13 protein-coding genes are annotated in these 14,054 nt (G+C 61.0%); 5 read left to right on the top strand and 8 right to left on the bottom strand.

Annotated features, from left to right (window positions below):
• Nucleotides 1-189: 189 nt before the first annotated feature.
• Nucleotides 190-885: an HAD-IA family hydrolase gene (locus ABTV29_RS22795; protein ID WP_433766906.1), complete on the top strand. Its 696-nt coding sequence runs from the start codon at nucleotides 190-192 to the stop codon at nucleotides 883-885.
• A gap of 127 nt (nucleotides 886-1,012) precedes the next feature.
• On the opposite strand, the gene ABTV29_RS22790 is transcribed toward ABTV29_RS22795, so the two are convergent.
• Nucleotides 1,013-1,759 (bottom strand): 3-oxoacyl-ACP reductase family protein, encoded by a 747-nt coding sequence (locus tag ABTV29_RS22790; protein WP_433766905.1) that lies wholly within the window; start codon nucleotides 1,757-1,759, stop codon nucleotides 1,013-1,015.
• 126 nt (nucleotides 1,760-1,885) lie between these two features.
• On the opposite strand from ABTV29_RS22790, the gene ABTV29_RS22785 reads away from it, so the two are divergent.
• Nucleotides 1,886-2,809: a LysR substrate-binding domain-containing protein gene (locus ABTV29_RS22785; protein WP_433766904.1), complete on the top strand. Its 924-nt coding sequence runs from the start codon at nucleotides 1,886-1,888 to the stop codon at nucleotides 2,807-2,809.
• A gap of 106 nt (nucleotides 2,810-2,915) precedes the next feature.
• Here ABTV29_RS22785 and ABTV29_RS22780 read toward each other — a convergent pair whose 3' ends face one another.
• The 3 genes from ABTV29_RS22780 to ABTV29_RS22770 form a co-directional block, all read right to left on the bottom strand.
• The gene (locus tag ABTV29_RS22780) at nucleotides 2,916-3,644 is read right to left on the bottom strand and encodes an aspartate/glutamate racemase family protein (RefSeq protein WP_433766903.1); all 729 of its coding nucleotides are present in this window, start codon (nucleotides 3,642-3,644) and stop codon (nucleotides 2,916-2,918) included.
• A gap of 71 nt (nucleotides 3,645-3,715) precedes the next feature.
• Nucleotides 3,716-5,251, bottom strand: a complete 1,536-nt coding sequence (locus ABTV29_RS22775) for an NCS1 family nucleobase:cation symporter-1 (RefSeq protein ID WP_433766902.1) — start codon at nucleotides 5,249-5,251, stop codon at nucleotides 3,716-3,718.
• 577 nt (nucleotides 5,252-5,828) lie between these two features.
• Nucleotides 5,829-6,563, bottom strand: a complete 735-nt coding sequence (locus ABTV29_RS22770; protein ID WP_110967108.1) for a phosphoadenylyl-sulfate reductase — start codon at nucleotides 6,561-6,563, stop codon at nucleotides 5,829-5,831.
• Nucleotides 6,564-6,726: 163 nt separating this feature from the next.
• Here ABTV29_RS22770 and thrH point away from each other — a divergent pair, with 163 nt between their 5' ends.
• Nucleotides 6,727-7,344 (top strand): bifunctional phosphoserine phosphatase/homoserine phosphotransferase ThrH, encoded by a 618-nt coding sequence (gene thrH, locus ABTV29_RS22765; protein WP_433766901.1) that lies wholly within the window; start codon nucleotides 6,727-6,729, stop codon nucleotides 7,342-7,344.
• Nucleotides 7,345-7,449: 105 nt separating this feature from the next.
• On the opposite strand, the gene pabB is transcribed toward thrH, so the two are convergent.
• The 4 genes from pabB to ABTV29_RS22745 form a co-directional block, all read right to left on the bottom strand.
• Nucleotides 7,450-8,793 carry an aminodeoxychorismate synthase component I gene (gene pabB / locus ABTV29_RS22760; RefSeq protein ID WP_433766900.1) on the bottom strand — a complete coding sequence of 448 codons (1,344 nt, stop codon included), beginning with the start codon at nucleotides 8,791-8,793 and terminating at the stop codon, nucleotides 7,450-7,452.
• Between the two features lie 238 nt (nucleotides 8,794-9,031).
• Nucleotides 9,032-10,018, bottom strand: coding sequence for an alpha-L-glutamate ligase-like protein (locus tag ABTV29_RS22755; RefSeq protein WP_433766899.1), 987 nt, complete (start codon nucleotides 10,016-10,018; stop codon nucleotides 9,032-9,034).
• On the bottom strand, nucleotides 10,018-11,553 hold the full coding sequence (locus tag ABTV29_RS22750; protein WP_433766898.1) for an inactive transglutaminase family protein: 1,536 nt from the start codon (nucleotides 11,551-11,553) through the stop codon (nucleotides 10,018-10,020). The genes ABTV29_RS22755 and ABTV29_RS22750 overlap by 1 nt, the downstream gene beginning before the upstream one ends.
• Before the next feature lie 5 nt (nucleotides 11,554-11,558).
• Nucleotides 11,559-12,095, bottom strand: a complete 537-nt coding sequence (locus tag ABTV29_RS22745; RefSeq protein WP_110967113.1) for an ATP-dependent zinc protease family protein — start codon at nucleotides 12,093-12,095, stop codon at nucleotides 11,559-11,561.
• A gap of 298 nt (nucleotides 12,096-12,393) precedes the next feature.
• On the opposite strand from ABTV29_RS22745, the gene ABTV29_RS22740 reads away from it, so the two are divergent.
• Both ABTV29_RS22740 and prpB read left to right on the top strand, forming a co-directional pair.
• A complete protein-coding gene (locus ABTV29_RS22740; RefSeq protein ID WP_433766897.1) occupies nucleotides 12,394-13,113 on the top strand; it encodes a GntR family transcriptional regulator in 720 nt (239 codons plus the stop codon).
• Nucleotides 13,110-14,000, top strand: coding sequence for a methylisocitrate lyase (gene prpB, locus ABTV29_RS22735; RefSeq protein ID WP_077045475.1), 891 nt, complete (start codon nucleotides 13,110-13,112; stop codon nucleotides 13,998-14,000). Before ABTV29_RS22740 ends, prpB begins: the two co-directional genes overlap by 4 nt.
• Nucleotides 14,001-14,054: the final 54 nt, after the last annotated feature.

Here is a 14,054-nt window from a genome sequence, read left to right as displayed (position 1 = left end):
AACGAGTGCCCGACGAAGACGTCAAGCGCACTGATGTCGAGGCGACCCCTGACCATTGAAAGGAACGTCGTGCACCGTGACCGTTGCCCAATGTCCGCCACGCTCGCTATGCTGCTGAATCCTTTAATCCGCCATCGAGCCGGCCGCATCCGAGCCGCCTGGGATGTCATTGAAAACGGATCAGATGCGATGAATGCAGCGCTGGATGAGTTCGGCCCGATCAAGGCCGTGATTTTCGATATGGACGGCTTGCTGCTGGACACCGAGGGCATTTACACGGAAGTCACGTCGATCATCGCCGGGCGCTATGGGCGCACTTTCGACTGGAGCCTCAAGCAGCACATCATCGGTCGTGGTGCCGGTGACCTGGCGCGTTACGTGGTCGAGGCGCTGGAGTTGCCGATCAGCGCCGAAGAGTTTCTGGTGATCCGCGAACCCCTGATGCGCGAGCGCTTTCCTACAGCTCAAGCGATGCCCGGCGCGCAGCAATTGGTACGACATCTGAAGGCCAACAACATCCCCATCGCGGTCGGCACCAGTTCGTCGAGCCATTCGTTTGGCCAGAAAACTACTTTGCATCGGGACTGGTTCGCCCTGTTCGACACCATCGTCACCGCTGACGATCCGGAAGTTGGCGCAGCCAAACCGGCGCCGGATATCTTCCTGACCGCGGCGCGACGCCTGGGTGTCGAGCCGAAGGATTGTCTGGTGTTCGAGGATTCGCCGTTCGGTGTTACGGCGGCGAAGGCGGCGGGGATGACGGCGATCGCGATTCCCGATGCGGCGATGGATGACGAAAAATACGCACATGCCGATGGCATTCTTCGTACGTTGAAGGCGTTCATGCCGAGTGCGTTTGGTTTGCCGGCGCTTGAGTGGGCATGACGCCAATCCAAATGTGGGAGCGAGCCTGCTCGCGATAGCGGTGTGTCAGGCACCAGAAATGCTGGCTGACACTCCCTCATCGCGAGTAGGCTCGCTCCCACAGGGGATTGTATTTGGCTGACCGGTATCAGGCGCCAAAACCACCGTCGATGGTCAGGCTCGCACCCGTGATGTAACCAGCCTCGGGACCGGCGAGGTAGGCCACGAAACTGGCGATCTCTTCGACCTTGCCGTAGCGCCCCACGGCCATCAGCGGGATCAGGCTGTCTGCGAAGTCGCCGCTGGCCGGGTTCATGTCGGTATCGACCGGGCCCGGTTGCACGTTGTTGACGGTGATGCCTTTGGGGCCGAGGTCGCGGGACAGGCCCTTGGTCAGGCCCACCAGCGCCGACTTGCTCATGGCGTACGGGCCGCCACCGGCGAAGGGCATGCGATCGGCGTTGGTGCTGCCGATGTTGATGATGCGACCGCCTTCGGTCATGTGTTTGGCCGCCGCCTGGGTGGCGATGAAGACGCTGCGGATGTTGATCGCCAGGGTCTGGTCGAAATCCTCGAGTTTGAATTCTTCCAGTGGCGCCACCGCCAGCACGCCGGCGTTGTTGACCAGGATATCCAGCCGACCAAAAGTCTCTACTGTCGCGCTCACGGCCCGGCGGATCGCCTCGGCATCGGCGCTGTCCGCCTTGATTGCCAGGGCTTTGCCACCGTTGGCAGTAATGCTGTCCTGCAGTTCTTCAGCCTTGGCTGCGGAACTGACGTAGGTAAAGGCGACTGTCGCGCCTTCAGCAGCGAGGCGTTTGACGATGGCAGCGCCGATGCCGCGGGAACCACCTTGAATCAATGCCACTTTGCCGCTGAGGTTCTGAGTAGTCATAACGATCTCCAAAGTCCCGAGGCGATATGTCCCGGTTGATGGAGCCTAGTATCAATTTCCGATTACAGGCTGTGTAGACGGTAATTGCGATAGTCTGTGTAAACCAGAAGTTTATAGTGGTGCGCCATGGAAACCTTCAGCAGTATCGAATGCTTTGTCCGCAGCGCCGAAGTCGGCAGCTTCGCCGAGGCTGCCCGTCGCCTCAGCCTGACCCCGGCGGCAGTGGGTAAAAGTGTGGCAAAACTGGAGGCGCGACTAGGTGTGCGGCTGTTCCAGCGCAGTACCCGGAGCCTGACGCTGACGGAGGCCGGCCAGCGGTTTCTGAGTGAGGTCAGTGAAAGTCTGCATACGATCCAGAATGCCGTGGCCAATCTCGCCAGCGCCGAAGGCCAGCCGGCGGGGACGCTGAAGGTCAGCGTGGGTACGGTGTTTGGAAGTTTGTACATCGTGCCGCTGCTCGGGGAATTCCTGCGGCGTTTTCCGGCGATCAATCCGGACTGGCATTTCGATAACCGCCAAGTTGACCTGATCGGGCAGGGCTTCGACGCCGCGATTGGCGGTGGATTCGAGCTGCCCCAGGGAGTGGTGGCGCGCAAGCTGACACCGGCCCACCGGGTACTGGTGGCTTCACCGGACTATCTGGCAGCGCGACCAGCCATTGTCGAACCCGACGACCTCAAACATCACGATGGGATCCTCATTCGCTCGCCGCAGACCGGCCGCGTGCGTTCCTGGCAATTGACCAGTCGCAGCCTGCAACATAGCCCGTTGATCCTGAAAGCGCGGATGACCATGAGCGATTCGCAAGCGGCTTGCGTCACGGCGGCACAGGGCCTGGGCATTGCGCTGGTGAGCATGCCGTTCGCCGTGGGTTTTCTGGAGGCAGGGACGTTGCAGCGGGTGTTGCCGGACTGGTACGTCGACGATGGCAACATTTCCATCTATTACGCCGAGCACAAGCTGCTGCCGGGCAAGACCCGGGCGTTTGTCGATTTCATCATCGAGCAGTTTGCCGGGCAGGGGTTGGGGCGTCGGTTCAGTGCTATTTGAGGCAGGCTTGAGACCAGGGTGCTGCCATCGCGAGCAGGCTCGCTCCCACAGGGGAACGCATTTCAAATGTGGGAGCGAGCCTGCTCGCGATGAACGTTAACGCGGTTTACCGGGAAAACCGCTCCGCCCAGCCAATGATGCGCTTCGGCCGCGGTGTGGCGTAGGTCCGCACCTTCGAGGTCGACAGCCCCAGGCGCACCAGCGATTCGGCAATGGTCACAGCCGCCGTCACCCCATCCACCACGGGTACGCCGGTGCGCTGGCGAATTTGCTCGTCCAGCCCGGCCATGCCGCCGCAGCCCAGGCAAATCACTTCCGCCTTGTCCTGAGTCACCGCCAGTTCGGCCTGATGCACGATGGCCTCGAGGGCACGTTGCGGTTCGTGTTCGAGTTCCAGTACCGCAAGGCCACTGGCCCGCACCGAGGCGCAGCGATCCCAGAGCCCGGACAGTTTCAGGCGGTCCTCGATCAGCGGCACGGTGCGGTCGAGGGTGGTGACCACCGAATAGGCGTGGCCGAGGTACATGGCGGTGCTCGCCGCCGCGTCGGTGATGTCGACCACCGGCACATTGAGCAGCTCCTGCAGGCCTTCGCGGCCGTGTTCGCCGTAACCGGCCTGGATCACGGCATCGAAGGGCTGGTCGTAGGACATCACCCGGTCCATGACCGCGATGGCTGCCAGATAACTTTCGAAATTGCCTTCGACGGAGTCGGCGCCGAAGTGCGGCGTCAGGCCGACGATTTCTGTGCCCGGTGAAGCAACGGCCTGCGCCGAGCGGGCGATGGCCTGGGTGATGGATTCGGTGGTGTTGACGTTGACCACGAGAATTCGCATGGGAAGTCCTTAAAACGGGATGCTTATAAAAGAGTGGGTCTGCGGCCCGACGCTGCCGGGCCGCGATGGAGTCAGTGGCTGACGTTGTCGACGGCGATGGCTTCACCGCTGACGTCGGCGTAGTGGGGTTGGCGTTTGGCGATGATCAGGTAGAGCATCCCGGCGATGCCGGCGCCGATCAGCCAGGAGAACGGCGACACCAGGTGGAAGCCCGGCACCAGCGCCAGGACGATGGCGATCAGGGCTGCAGGAATGAACGCCGCTACGGCGCGCAAATTGACGCCACGGCTGTAGTAATAAGCGCCGTTCGGGTCTTCGCTGTACAACTGCGGCACGTTCACCTGACCTTTTCGCACCAGCCAGTAGTCGACCATGATCACGCCATACAGCGGGCCGAGCAGGGCGCCGAGGCCCGAGAGGAAGTACACGATCACCAGCGGGCTGTTGTAGAGGTTCCACGGCAGGATCAGCACGGCGATGGTGGCGCTGATGAGGCCGGCGCGGCGGAAGGTCAGGTATTTGGGCGCCAGGTTGCTCAGCACGAATGCCGGGGCGACGAAGTTGGCCATGATGTTGACCGCCACGGTGACGATCAGGAACGCCAGGCAACCGAGCACCAGGAAGAGGGTGTTGGGGATGGAGGCGATGATCTCGGTCGGGCTTTCAATGATTCGGCCATCGATCTGGAACTGCGCTCCGCACAACAGGACGGTGATCGCCGCGAACACCAGAATGTTGACCGGCAGGCCCCAGAAATTTCCGATCTTGATCGTCTTGCGGCACGGTGAGGAGCGGGCGAAGTCGCAGAAATTGAGGATCAGCGTGCCGTAGATCGCCAGCCACAAGGCGCCGCCGGCGAAGATGTTGCGCCACATCTCGCCGCCGGTCAGCGGTTCGCGGATCGACCAGGCGATGGTGGCGTTGGCCTGGAAGTACATCCAGGCGGCGAGCGCGGCGACGGTCAGCAGAATCACCGGTCCGGCAAACGCCTCGTAGCGCCGCACCATCTCCATGCCGTAGGCCAGAATCGCCAGCTGCACGAACCAGATCGCCACGAAGCACACCCAGCCCAGGGTCGACAGGCCGAGGATCGAGTCGTGGTCGTATTCGGCGAATCCGGGGTGGACCGCCGTCAACAGCACGCGAAACACCACCGAGGCCAGGTACGTCTGAATCCCGAACCAGGCAATGGCGATCACGGCGCGAATCAATGCAGGAATCTGCGCACCGTGGATACCGAAACTGATCCGGCTGATCACCGGAAACGGCACGCCGGTTTTCTGCCCCATGTACCCGGACAGGTTCATGAAGCAGTACACCAGCGCCGCGCCGATGCCCAGCGACAGCAGAATCTGCCAGCCGCCCAGGCCCAGGGCGTACAGGCCGATGGCGAACGAGTAGTTGGCGATGTTGTGAACGTCGTTGGTCCACAGGGCGAAGATGCTGTATTTGCCCCAACGCCGGCCTTCGACCTTGGTCGGCGCCAGGTCTTTATTGTGCAGGCGAGGGCTGAGCACCACGGGGCATGGCTGTGTTTGATCCCGGTGGGTGGAGTGGGAGGAGGGCAGATCCAGCGCAATGTTGTTATTGGAGAGGCTTGTACGCATTCCGGCAGGCTCCTGATGTTCGGTGCCGCGATGACTGTGCATGAGCGTTGGGCTCGGCAATCTTCGTCGCAGGTGGCGAATATCATTGGTTACGGGGCATCTGCAGCCTGTACGGGATAGGGCGCTTCAGGCTTGCGGATCTAAAGTGTTTTTATGTTTTGAGGTGATTGTATACAAAACATGTATGCACTTAAGCCAGAAGCATGCCAGCACGGGAATCTATGCAATGAGCGGCTGATTTCGTTTTGTTATCAAGGGAGGGCAAGGCACTGAAAATCGGGGGATATAAGCTGACCGATCGAGCAGCTATTTATTTTTGGGCAGGGGATTCGGAAGGGGGCGGCGGAGGGGGGCAAGTGCGGGAATGTAACTTTTTGGGTCGTAGAAACTAAAAGTGCACACATAAATGGCACCGATGGTGACATTCGTGTGTACACATTTTACAGGGTGGATCGATCAAACCTGTGGGAGCGAGCCTGCTCGCGATGAACCTGAGAACGCCGCGGGGTATCAGGTATCCAGCGTTATCGTTGACGACCATCGCGAGCAGGCTCGCTCCTACAGGGGGATATCAGTGCTAGGCCTTGCTGATGATATTCCCCGCATGCAGGCCGCACTCTTTCTGCGTCGCTTCTTCCCACCACCAGCGACCTTCGCGTTCGTGCTGGTTCGGCAGTACCGGGCGAGTGCAGGGTTCGCAGCCGATGCTGATGAAACCGCGTTCATGCAGGCTGTTGTACGGCAGTTCGAGCATGCGGATGTAACCCCAGATCTCTTCGCTGGTCATCTGCGCCAGCGGGTTGAACTTGTACAGGGTGCGTTCCGGGGTGGAAAACGCGGAGTCGATTTCCATCACCGCCACGGCGCTGCGAGTGCCCGGGCTCTGGTCCCGGCGCTGGCCGGTGGCCCAGGCCTTCACGCCGGCGAGCTTGCGACGCAGCGGCTCGATCTTGCGGATCCCGCAGCATTCGCCATGGCCGTCCTTGTAGAAGCTGAACAGGCCTTTTTCCTTCACGAAAGGTTCGAGTTTCGTGTAGTCCGGCGACACCAGTTCGATGTCGATCTTGTAGTGCTCGCGCACCTGATCGATGAAGCGATAGGTCTCGGGGTGCAGGCGGCCGGTGTCGAGGCTGAACACCTTGACGTTCTTGTTCAGCTTCCAGGCCATGTCCACCAGCACCACATCCTCGGCGCCGCTGAAAGATATCCACAAGTCATCGCCGAACTCGGCAAACGCGAGTTTCAGGATGTCCTGGGCGGATTTGTTGGCATAGGTCGTGGCGAGTTCCACGACGTCGAACGTTGGGCTCATCAGGGCGGCTTCCTACAGGTCGGTGGCGCTGGGCGCTCTATATGGGGCTGATGGTAACAAAAAGCTGCGCCGGCCGGGGCGTCCTCTGCGTTGCGCGGTGGGGCATGAGTCGCTAGAGTTCGGGCTCGCTCGACTCAATAAACAATACAAATGGGAGTGTCTTGTGGAAATTGCCTGCCTGGATCTTGAAGGTGTGCTGGTCCCGGAAATCTGGATCGCCTTCGCTGAAAAAACCGGAATCGAGTCCCTCAGGGCCACCACCCGAGACATCCCCGATTACGACGTATTGATGAAGCAGCGCCTGCGGATTCTCGATGAGCATGGGCTGAAGCTCGCCGATATCCAGGAAGTGATCGCCACGCTCAAGCCGCTGGACGGCGCCATCGAGTTCGTCAACTGGCTGCGCGAGCGCTTCCAGGTGGTGATTCTGTCGGACACCTTCTACGAATTCTCCCAACCGCTGATGCGTCAGCTGGGCTTCCCGACGTTGCTCTGCCATCGCCTGATTACGGACGATAGCGGGCGGGTGACCGGCTATCAGTTGCGTCAGAAAGATCCGAAGCGTCAGTCGGTCCTGGCGTTCAAGAGCCTGTACTACCGGGTGATTGCCGCAGGGGATTCCTACAACGACACCACCATGCTGGGCGAGGCGGATGCGGGGATTCTGTTCCATGCGCCGGATAACGTGATCCGTGAATTCCCGCAGTTCCCGGCGGTGCATACGTTTGAGGAGCTGAAGCAGGAGTTCATCAAGGCTTCGAACCGCACCCTGAGCCTGTAAACCCAATCGTTGTAGGAGCGAGCTTGCTCGCGATGAACCAGAGAACGCCGCTGGGTGTCAGGTTTCCAGCGTTATCGTTGACGACCATCGCGAGCAAGCTCGCTCCTACAGGTTTTGCAGGGTATCGAGCAGCACCTTCACCTTGGTAATCGACTCCTGATACTCCGCCTGCCACTCGGAATCGGCCACAATCCCGCCACCGCCCCAGCAACACACCTGCCCATCCTTGACCAGCAAGCTGCGTATGGCGATGGAGCTGTCCATCTCGCCGCGCACGTCCAGGTACAACAATGAGCCGCAATACAACCCACGTCGGGTCGGTTCCAGCTCGTCGATGATCTGCATCGCGCGAATCTTCGGTGCGCCGGTGATCGAGCCGCCGGGGAAACTGCCGGCGATCAGGTCCAGTGCATCCCGATCATCCGCCAGTTCGCCGGTCACGCTGCTCACCAGGTGATGCACGTTGGGGTAGCTTTCCAGGCTGAACAATTCCGGGACCCGGACCGAGCCGGTACGACAGGTGCGGCCGAGGTCGTTGCGCAGCAGGTCGACGATCATCAGGTTCTCCGCGCGATCCTTGGGGCTGGCCAGCAGTTCTGCGGCGTTCGCCGCATCTTCGCTGGCGGTCTGGCCGCGGGGACGGGTGCCTTTGATCGGACGGGTTTCCACGTGACGCTCGCTGACTTTGACGAAGCGTTCCGGCGACAGACTCAGCACGGCGCCGCCATCAGGCAGGCTCTGGAAGCCGGAAAACGGCGTCGGGCAGGCCAGGCGCAGCGCGCAATATGCGGCCCAGGGATCACCGTCACAGGGCGCGCGGAAGCGTTGGGCGAAGTTGACCTGGTAGCAGTCGCCGGCCTGAATGTATTGCTGGATACGCTCGATCGCCTGCCGGTACTGCTCGGCGCTCAGGTCGGCATTCATCGGCGCTTGAAGTTTGAAGGGCTCGAACGCGTCGACGGCTGGCTGCCTGAACAGCTGGATCAGGCGCTGACGTTCGCTGTCGGCCAGGGTCGGGTGAAACACCAACTGGCTGGTAGCCTGATGGTGATCGCTGATCAGCGCCCAGTCGTACAGGCCGAAGCGCGCGTCCGGCAATTGCAGATCATCCAGGGCGTGGCTGGGCAGATGCTCCAGATGGCGCCCGAAGTCGTAGCTCAGGTAACCGATCAGGCCGCCGGCGAATGGCAGTTCGCAGGTTGCTGGCAGGGTGGCTTCGCCCAGACGTGTCAGGTTATCCCGCAGGCGTTGCAGGAAATCGCCACCGCTTTCGTCAGGCGCGACCGCCAGTTCAGCCAGCGGCCAGGCGCTGAGCAGGTCGAACCTTCCTCGTTCGGCGGCAGGGCGGCCGCTGTCGAGCAGCACGGCGCCGGGGGCATGGCGGATGGCCGCAAAGTAGTCGGCGGGGTTGGCGCGATAGGGCAGCGGGTGTACGGAACAGGTCAGCATGGGCGGGTTGGATCAGCCATCGAGGCGGGGTGGCGATTGTAGTCCCCTGGGGGAATTGCTCCTAGGGGGATGTCGGGGATTGGCAGATTGGAGGCAGGTTTGGGGGATGCAGTGCCTGGGCAGCAGCCTTCGCGGGCAAGCCCGCTCCCACAGGTTTCAAGTCGTCCGTTGGAGGTGTGAGCGACACAAAACCTGTGGGAGCGTGGCTTGCCCGCGAAAGGGGCAGCGCGGTCTTGGATCAACCCTCGACCGGCGGAATATGCCCAAACATCTCCTGCACGAACGCCACCCGCTCTTCGACGGTTTCCGTCACGCCACGGGCCTTCATTTCTTCAATCCGTGCCTCTACCGCGTGGGTACGCAAGGTCAGGCCGCAGTCATTGGCGATCTGGATGTTCAGGCCCGGCCGGGCATTGAGTTCGAGGATCAGCGGACCTTTGTCCTGGTCGAGCACCATGTCGACACCGATGTAACCCAAACCACACAGCTCGTAGCAGCCGGCGGCGAGCTTCATGAAACCGTCCCAGTAGGGCAGTTGCACGCCGTCCACCGCGTTGGTGGTGTCCGGGTGTTTGGCGATGATGTTGTTCAGCCAGGTGCCGCGCAGGGTCAGGCCGGTGGCGAGGTCGACGCCGACGCCGATGGCGCCCTGGTGCAGGTTGGCCTTGCCGCCGGACTGACGGGTCGGCAGACGCAGCATGGCCATCACCGGGTAGCCCATCAGCACGATGATGCGGATGTCGGGCACGCCTTCGTAGCTGATGCTCTTGAAGATCTGGTCGGGGGTCACGCGGTATTCGATCAGTGCCCGGTCGCGGTGCCCGCCCAGCGAATAGAGGCCGGTCAGGATGCTGGAGATGTGATGTTCGAGCTCTTCGTGGGCGATGATCTTGCCCGACACCGTGCGATAGCGCCCTTCGAAGCGGTCGGCAATCACGATAATGCCGTCACCGCCCGCGCCCTGGGCCGGCTTGATCACGAAGTCGTTGCGCCCGCCGATGATCTCGTCGAGGTTATCGATTTCCTTCTCGGTGGAGATGATCCCGTACAGCTCCGGCACATGGATGCCGGCGGCGATGGCGCGCTCCTTGGTGATGATCTTGTCATCGACAATCGGGTACAGGCTGCGCTTGTTGTACTTGAGCACATAGTCCGCGTTGCGCCGATTGATGCCCATGATGCCCCGGGCTTCCAGGGCCTTCCAGGTCTTCCAGAAGCCAAACATCAAGCGTCAGCCTTTTTCAGGAAAGCCTTGAAGCGCACCAGTTCGGTCAGGCGGTAGCCGCGATAGCGACCCATGGCCAGCATGAAGCCCACCATGATCAGCAGGATCGCCGGGAAGGTGAAGACGAAGTACACCAGCTCCGGCACGGTCATGATCAGGTGTGCCAGGGACGCGGCGAACAGGGTGCCGATCGCCACTTTCATGGCATGGCTGGCGCCGCGCTCTTCCCAGGTGATCGACAGGCGTTCGATGGTCATGGTCAGGATCACCATCGGGAACAGCGCCACCGACAACCCGCGCTCCAGGCCAAGTTTGTGGCTGAGCAGGCTGATGGCGGCGATCAACACCACCACGAACGTCAACACCACTGACAGCCTTGGCAGCATTTGCAGTTTCAGGTGCTCAAGGTAGGAGCGCAGCGACAGCCCCAGGGCCGTGATGATGGTGAACAGCACGATGCCGAAGCCCAACTGGGTTTCGCGGAAGGCCAGGGCGATCAGCACCGGAGTGAAGGTGCCGAGGGTCTGCAGGCCGACCAGGTTGCGCAGGATCAGGATCACCAGCACGCCAATCGGGATCATCACCATGATCATGAAGGTCTGCTGGGTCTGCAGCGGCAAGCCGTACAGCGAATATTCGAGGAAATTGGCGTCGGTGTTTTCGTCGGTCAGCTTGGCCAGGCGAATGGCGTTCATTTCGCTGTTGTTCATGCTGAAGGTGACGGTGGCTTTCTTGCCGCCATCGACGGTGATCAGGTTCTCATCGCCGGTCCACCACAGCAGGCGGTCGGTCGGCAGGCCCTGTTCGCCGGTCTCCGGGTTGAAGTACAGCCAGTCGGTGCCGTTGAAGCTGCGCAACCACAGTTCCGGGGTTTGCGGCTGATCGGCGACCAGGCGAATGGTGTGGACTTTTTCCACCGGCACGTGGGCGATGGACAGCACCAGTTCGACGATCCGGGCTTTCTGCGAGGTGGATGGATCACCCGCCAACAGCAGCTTCACGTTGTCGTCGTTGACATTGTTGACACGTTTGATCGCTTCGCCGACGAAGGTCTCGACGTCGGCCGAGTGTTGGCGAATCGGCGCGAGCAGGGCTTCGGCGGCAATTTTTTCCGGGCCTTCGACGGCAATGCTGTCGCGGAAAGTCGGGCCCTTGATCTTGGTTTTTTCGGCGCTGTAGCGCTTGGTCAGTACCAGGCGGTAGTAAAGGGTCTGGTTGCCCTTGGCCCGACGTGCCGACCAGGTGACCTTGCGGTTGCCATCGACCCGGTTGACCGCCACCCCGTAGTTATTGGAGATGAAGCTTTCATTGAGGCTGACGTAATCGCGGCTCAGCGGTGGCACGAACATCTGGATCTTGACCGGGTCCTTGGCACTGGCGACGAACTCGACCTTGGCGTCGATGTTCCACAAGTCGTCGGTGGCGTCTTCGGTCATGGGAATGCCCAGCACGAAGATCTGGTAGGCCGTGACTGAAATGCCCAGCACCACCAGGATGGCGATCAGCAGTTTCAGATGAAGGGTAAGAGAGCGCATTGGAATTACTCTGCGGTATGAGCGTCGGTGGCGCAGGCGGGTTTGCCGGCAGCGTATTTAAGACTGGGGTCGACCAGCGCATCGAAGCGTTTCAGGGCTTCGGAGCCGATCAGGAGCGGGTATTGGAACGCGCTGCGGTCGGTCAGGTTCACTTCTATGCTGCGCAGGGCCGAGCCCATGCAGATATCCAGCTCGATCACCGGACGGGCTGTGTACTTCTTGCCTTCTTCCGGGTCGTAGTCGCCGGCGCGGCGCTTGATCTTGCTGACGCGGGCCAGCGGTCGTTCGATCGGGTGCGAATGGGCAGCGTCGATCGCCAGGTAAAAACGGACCCAGGATTCGCCATTGCGTTTGAAGCGCTTGATGTCGCGGGCACTCAGGGAAGCGGTCTTGGCCCCGGTATCGAGCTTGGCCGCCACTTCCAGGTCGATGCCGCCCAGCGATGCGTACTCATTGAGGCCATACACAGTCTTTTCCCCCGCGACTGCAAACCCAGGCAGGCATAGCACATAAAGGAAGGCGGGGAAGGGCTTGAGTCTCATAAATCCTGGTGCGCAGCGGTCCGTATTTCGATTCAAGACCCTGGCATTGCTGCGCAAGCTCCTCGTATGCCTATCAGCTATTTATGACAGACAGTGCAGATGTGACAAACAAATGCGGGCGGCATTCTAGCACGGTGGTTTTAAGGCGCCAGCGCTGAGCGGCGCCTGAAAATCGATGGACTGCTTCGTTATGGTGCGAGAGGTTATTAGACGATTGTCGACAATTTCCATTTATCCTTTGACTGCGAGGTGCTAATTCGTTAGTTTTTGCCGCATCAGCTTTCAAGGTGTCGACAATATGCTGGATCAACTCGATCCCCCGGTTTCTGCTTCAGACGATTCGGAAACGCTCTCCGAGAACGTCTTCCGTCGCATTCAGGCGGCTATCGTCAAAGGCGATATCGCGCCGGGCAGTAAAATTTCCGAGCCGGAGCTGGCCCGTACCTATGGCATCAGCCGCGGGCCGCTGCGCGAGGCGATCCACCGCCTGGAAGGTCAGCGCCTGCTGGTGCGCGTTCCGCACGTCGGTGCACGAGTGGTATCGCTCAATCACGCCGAGCTGCTGGAACTCTACGAAATTCGCGAATCCCTCGAAGGCATGGCTTGTCGCCTGGCGGCCGAGCGCATGAGCGTCGAAGAAATCGATGAACTGCGCCGCGTCCTCGAAACCCACGAGCGCGACGAGGCATTCCAGGCCGGCCGGGGTTATTACCAGCAGGAAGGCGATTTCGACTTCCACTACCGAATCATCCAGGGCAGCGGTAACCGCACCCTGACGCAAATGCTCTGCGGCGAGCTGTATCAATTGGTGCGCATGTACCGCATCCAGTTTTCTACCACGCCCAATCGCCCGCACCAGGCCTTTGCCGAACACCACCGAATTCTCGATGCCATCGCCGACCGTGACGGTGAACTGGCCGAGTTGTTGATGCGTCGTCACATCGGCGCTTCCAAACGCAACATCGCCCGTCATTACCAGGACGGCGCCAACCCGACAGCCAAACGAGGTGAGTCATGAGTTCCAACAAGAGCACTCCAGGCCAGCGTTTCCGCGATGCGGTCGCCAGCGAGCATCCATTGCAAGTGGTCGGCGCGATCAACGCCAACCACGCACTGCTGGCCAAGCGTGCCGGTTTCAAGGCCATTTACCTGTCTGGTGGCGGGGTGGCGGCCGGTTCCCTCGGTGTGCCGGATCTGGGCATCACCGGCCTGGATGACGTGCTGACCGACGTGCGTCGCATCACTGACGTGTGCGATCTGCCGCTGCTGGTGGACGTGGACACCGGTTTCGGTTCCTCGGCGTTCAACGTCGCCCGTACCGTCAAGTCGATGATCAAGTTCGGCGCAGCGGCGATTCACATCGAAGACCAGGTCGGCGCCAAGCGTTGCGGTCACCGTCCTAATAAGGAAATCGTTTCGCAGCAGGAAATGGTCGACCGCATCAAGGCCGCCGTCGATGCCCGTACCGATGACAGCTTCGTGATCATGGCCCGTACCGACGCCCTGGCGGTGGAAGGTCTGGAGTCCGCCCTGGATCGCGCTGCCGCCTGCATCGAGGCTGGTGCCGACATGGTGTTCCCGGAAGCCATCACCGAACTGGAAATGTACAAGCTGTTCGCCAGCCGCGTGAAAGCGCCGATCCTGGCCAACATCACCGAATTCGGCGCGACGCCGCTGTATACCACCGAGCAGCTGGCGGGTGCCGACGTGTCGCTGGTGCTGTACCCGCTGTCGGCTTTCCGTGCCATGAACAAGGCCGCGGAAAACGTCTACACCGCGATCCGCCGCGACGGCACGCAACAGAACGTCATCGACACCATGCAGACTCGCATGGAGCTTTACGATCGCATCGACTACCACACCTTCGAGCAGAAGCTCGATGCGTTGTTTGCCGCTAAGAAGTAATGAACACCCTGTACCTGTAAATCTGGGACTGCACTGATTCCTGTAGGAGCGAGC

This window comes from Pseudomonas putida, from assembly GCF_050989985.1.
Classification (GTDB): domain Bacteria; phylum Pseudomonadota; class Gammaproteobacteria; order Pseudomonadales; family Pseudomonadaceae; genus Aquipseudomonas; species Aquipseudomonas putida_AI.
Note: the sequence above shows the minus strand (reverse complement) of the source record. Positions and strands in the feature narration are given on the sequence as shown.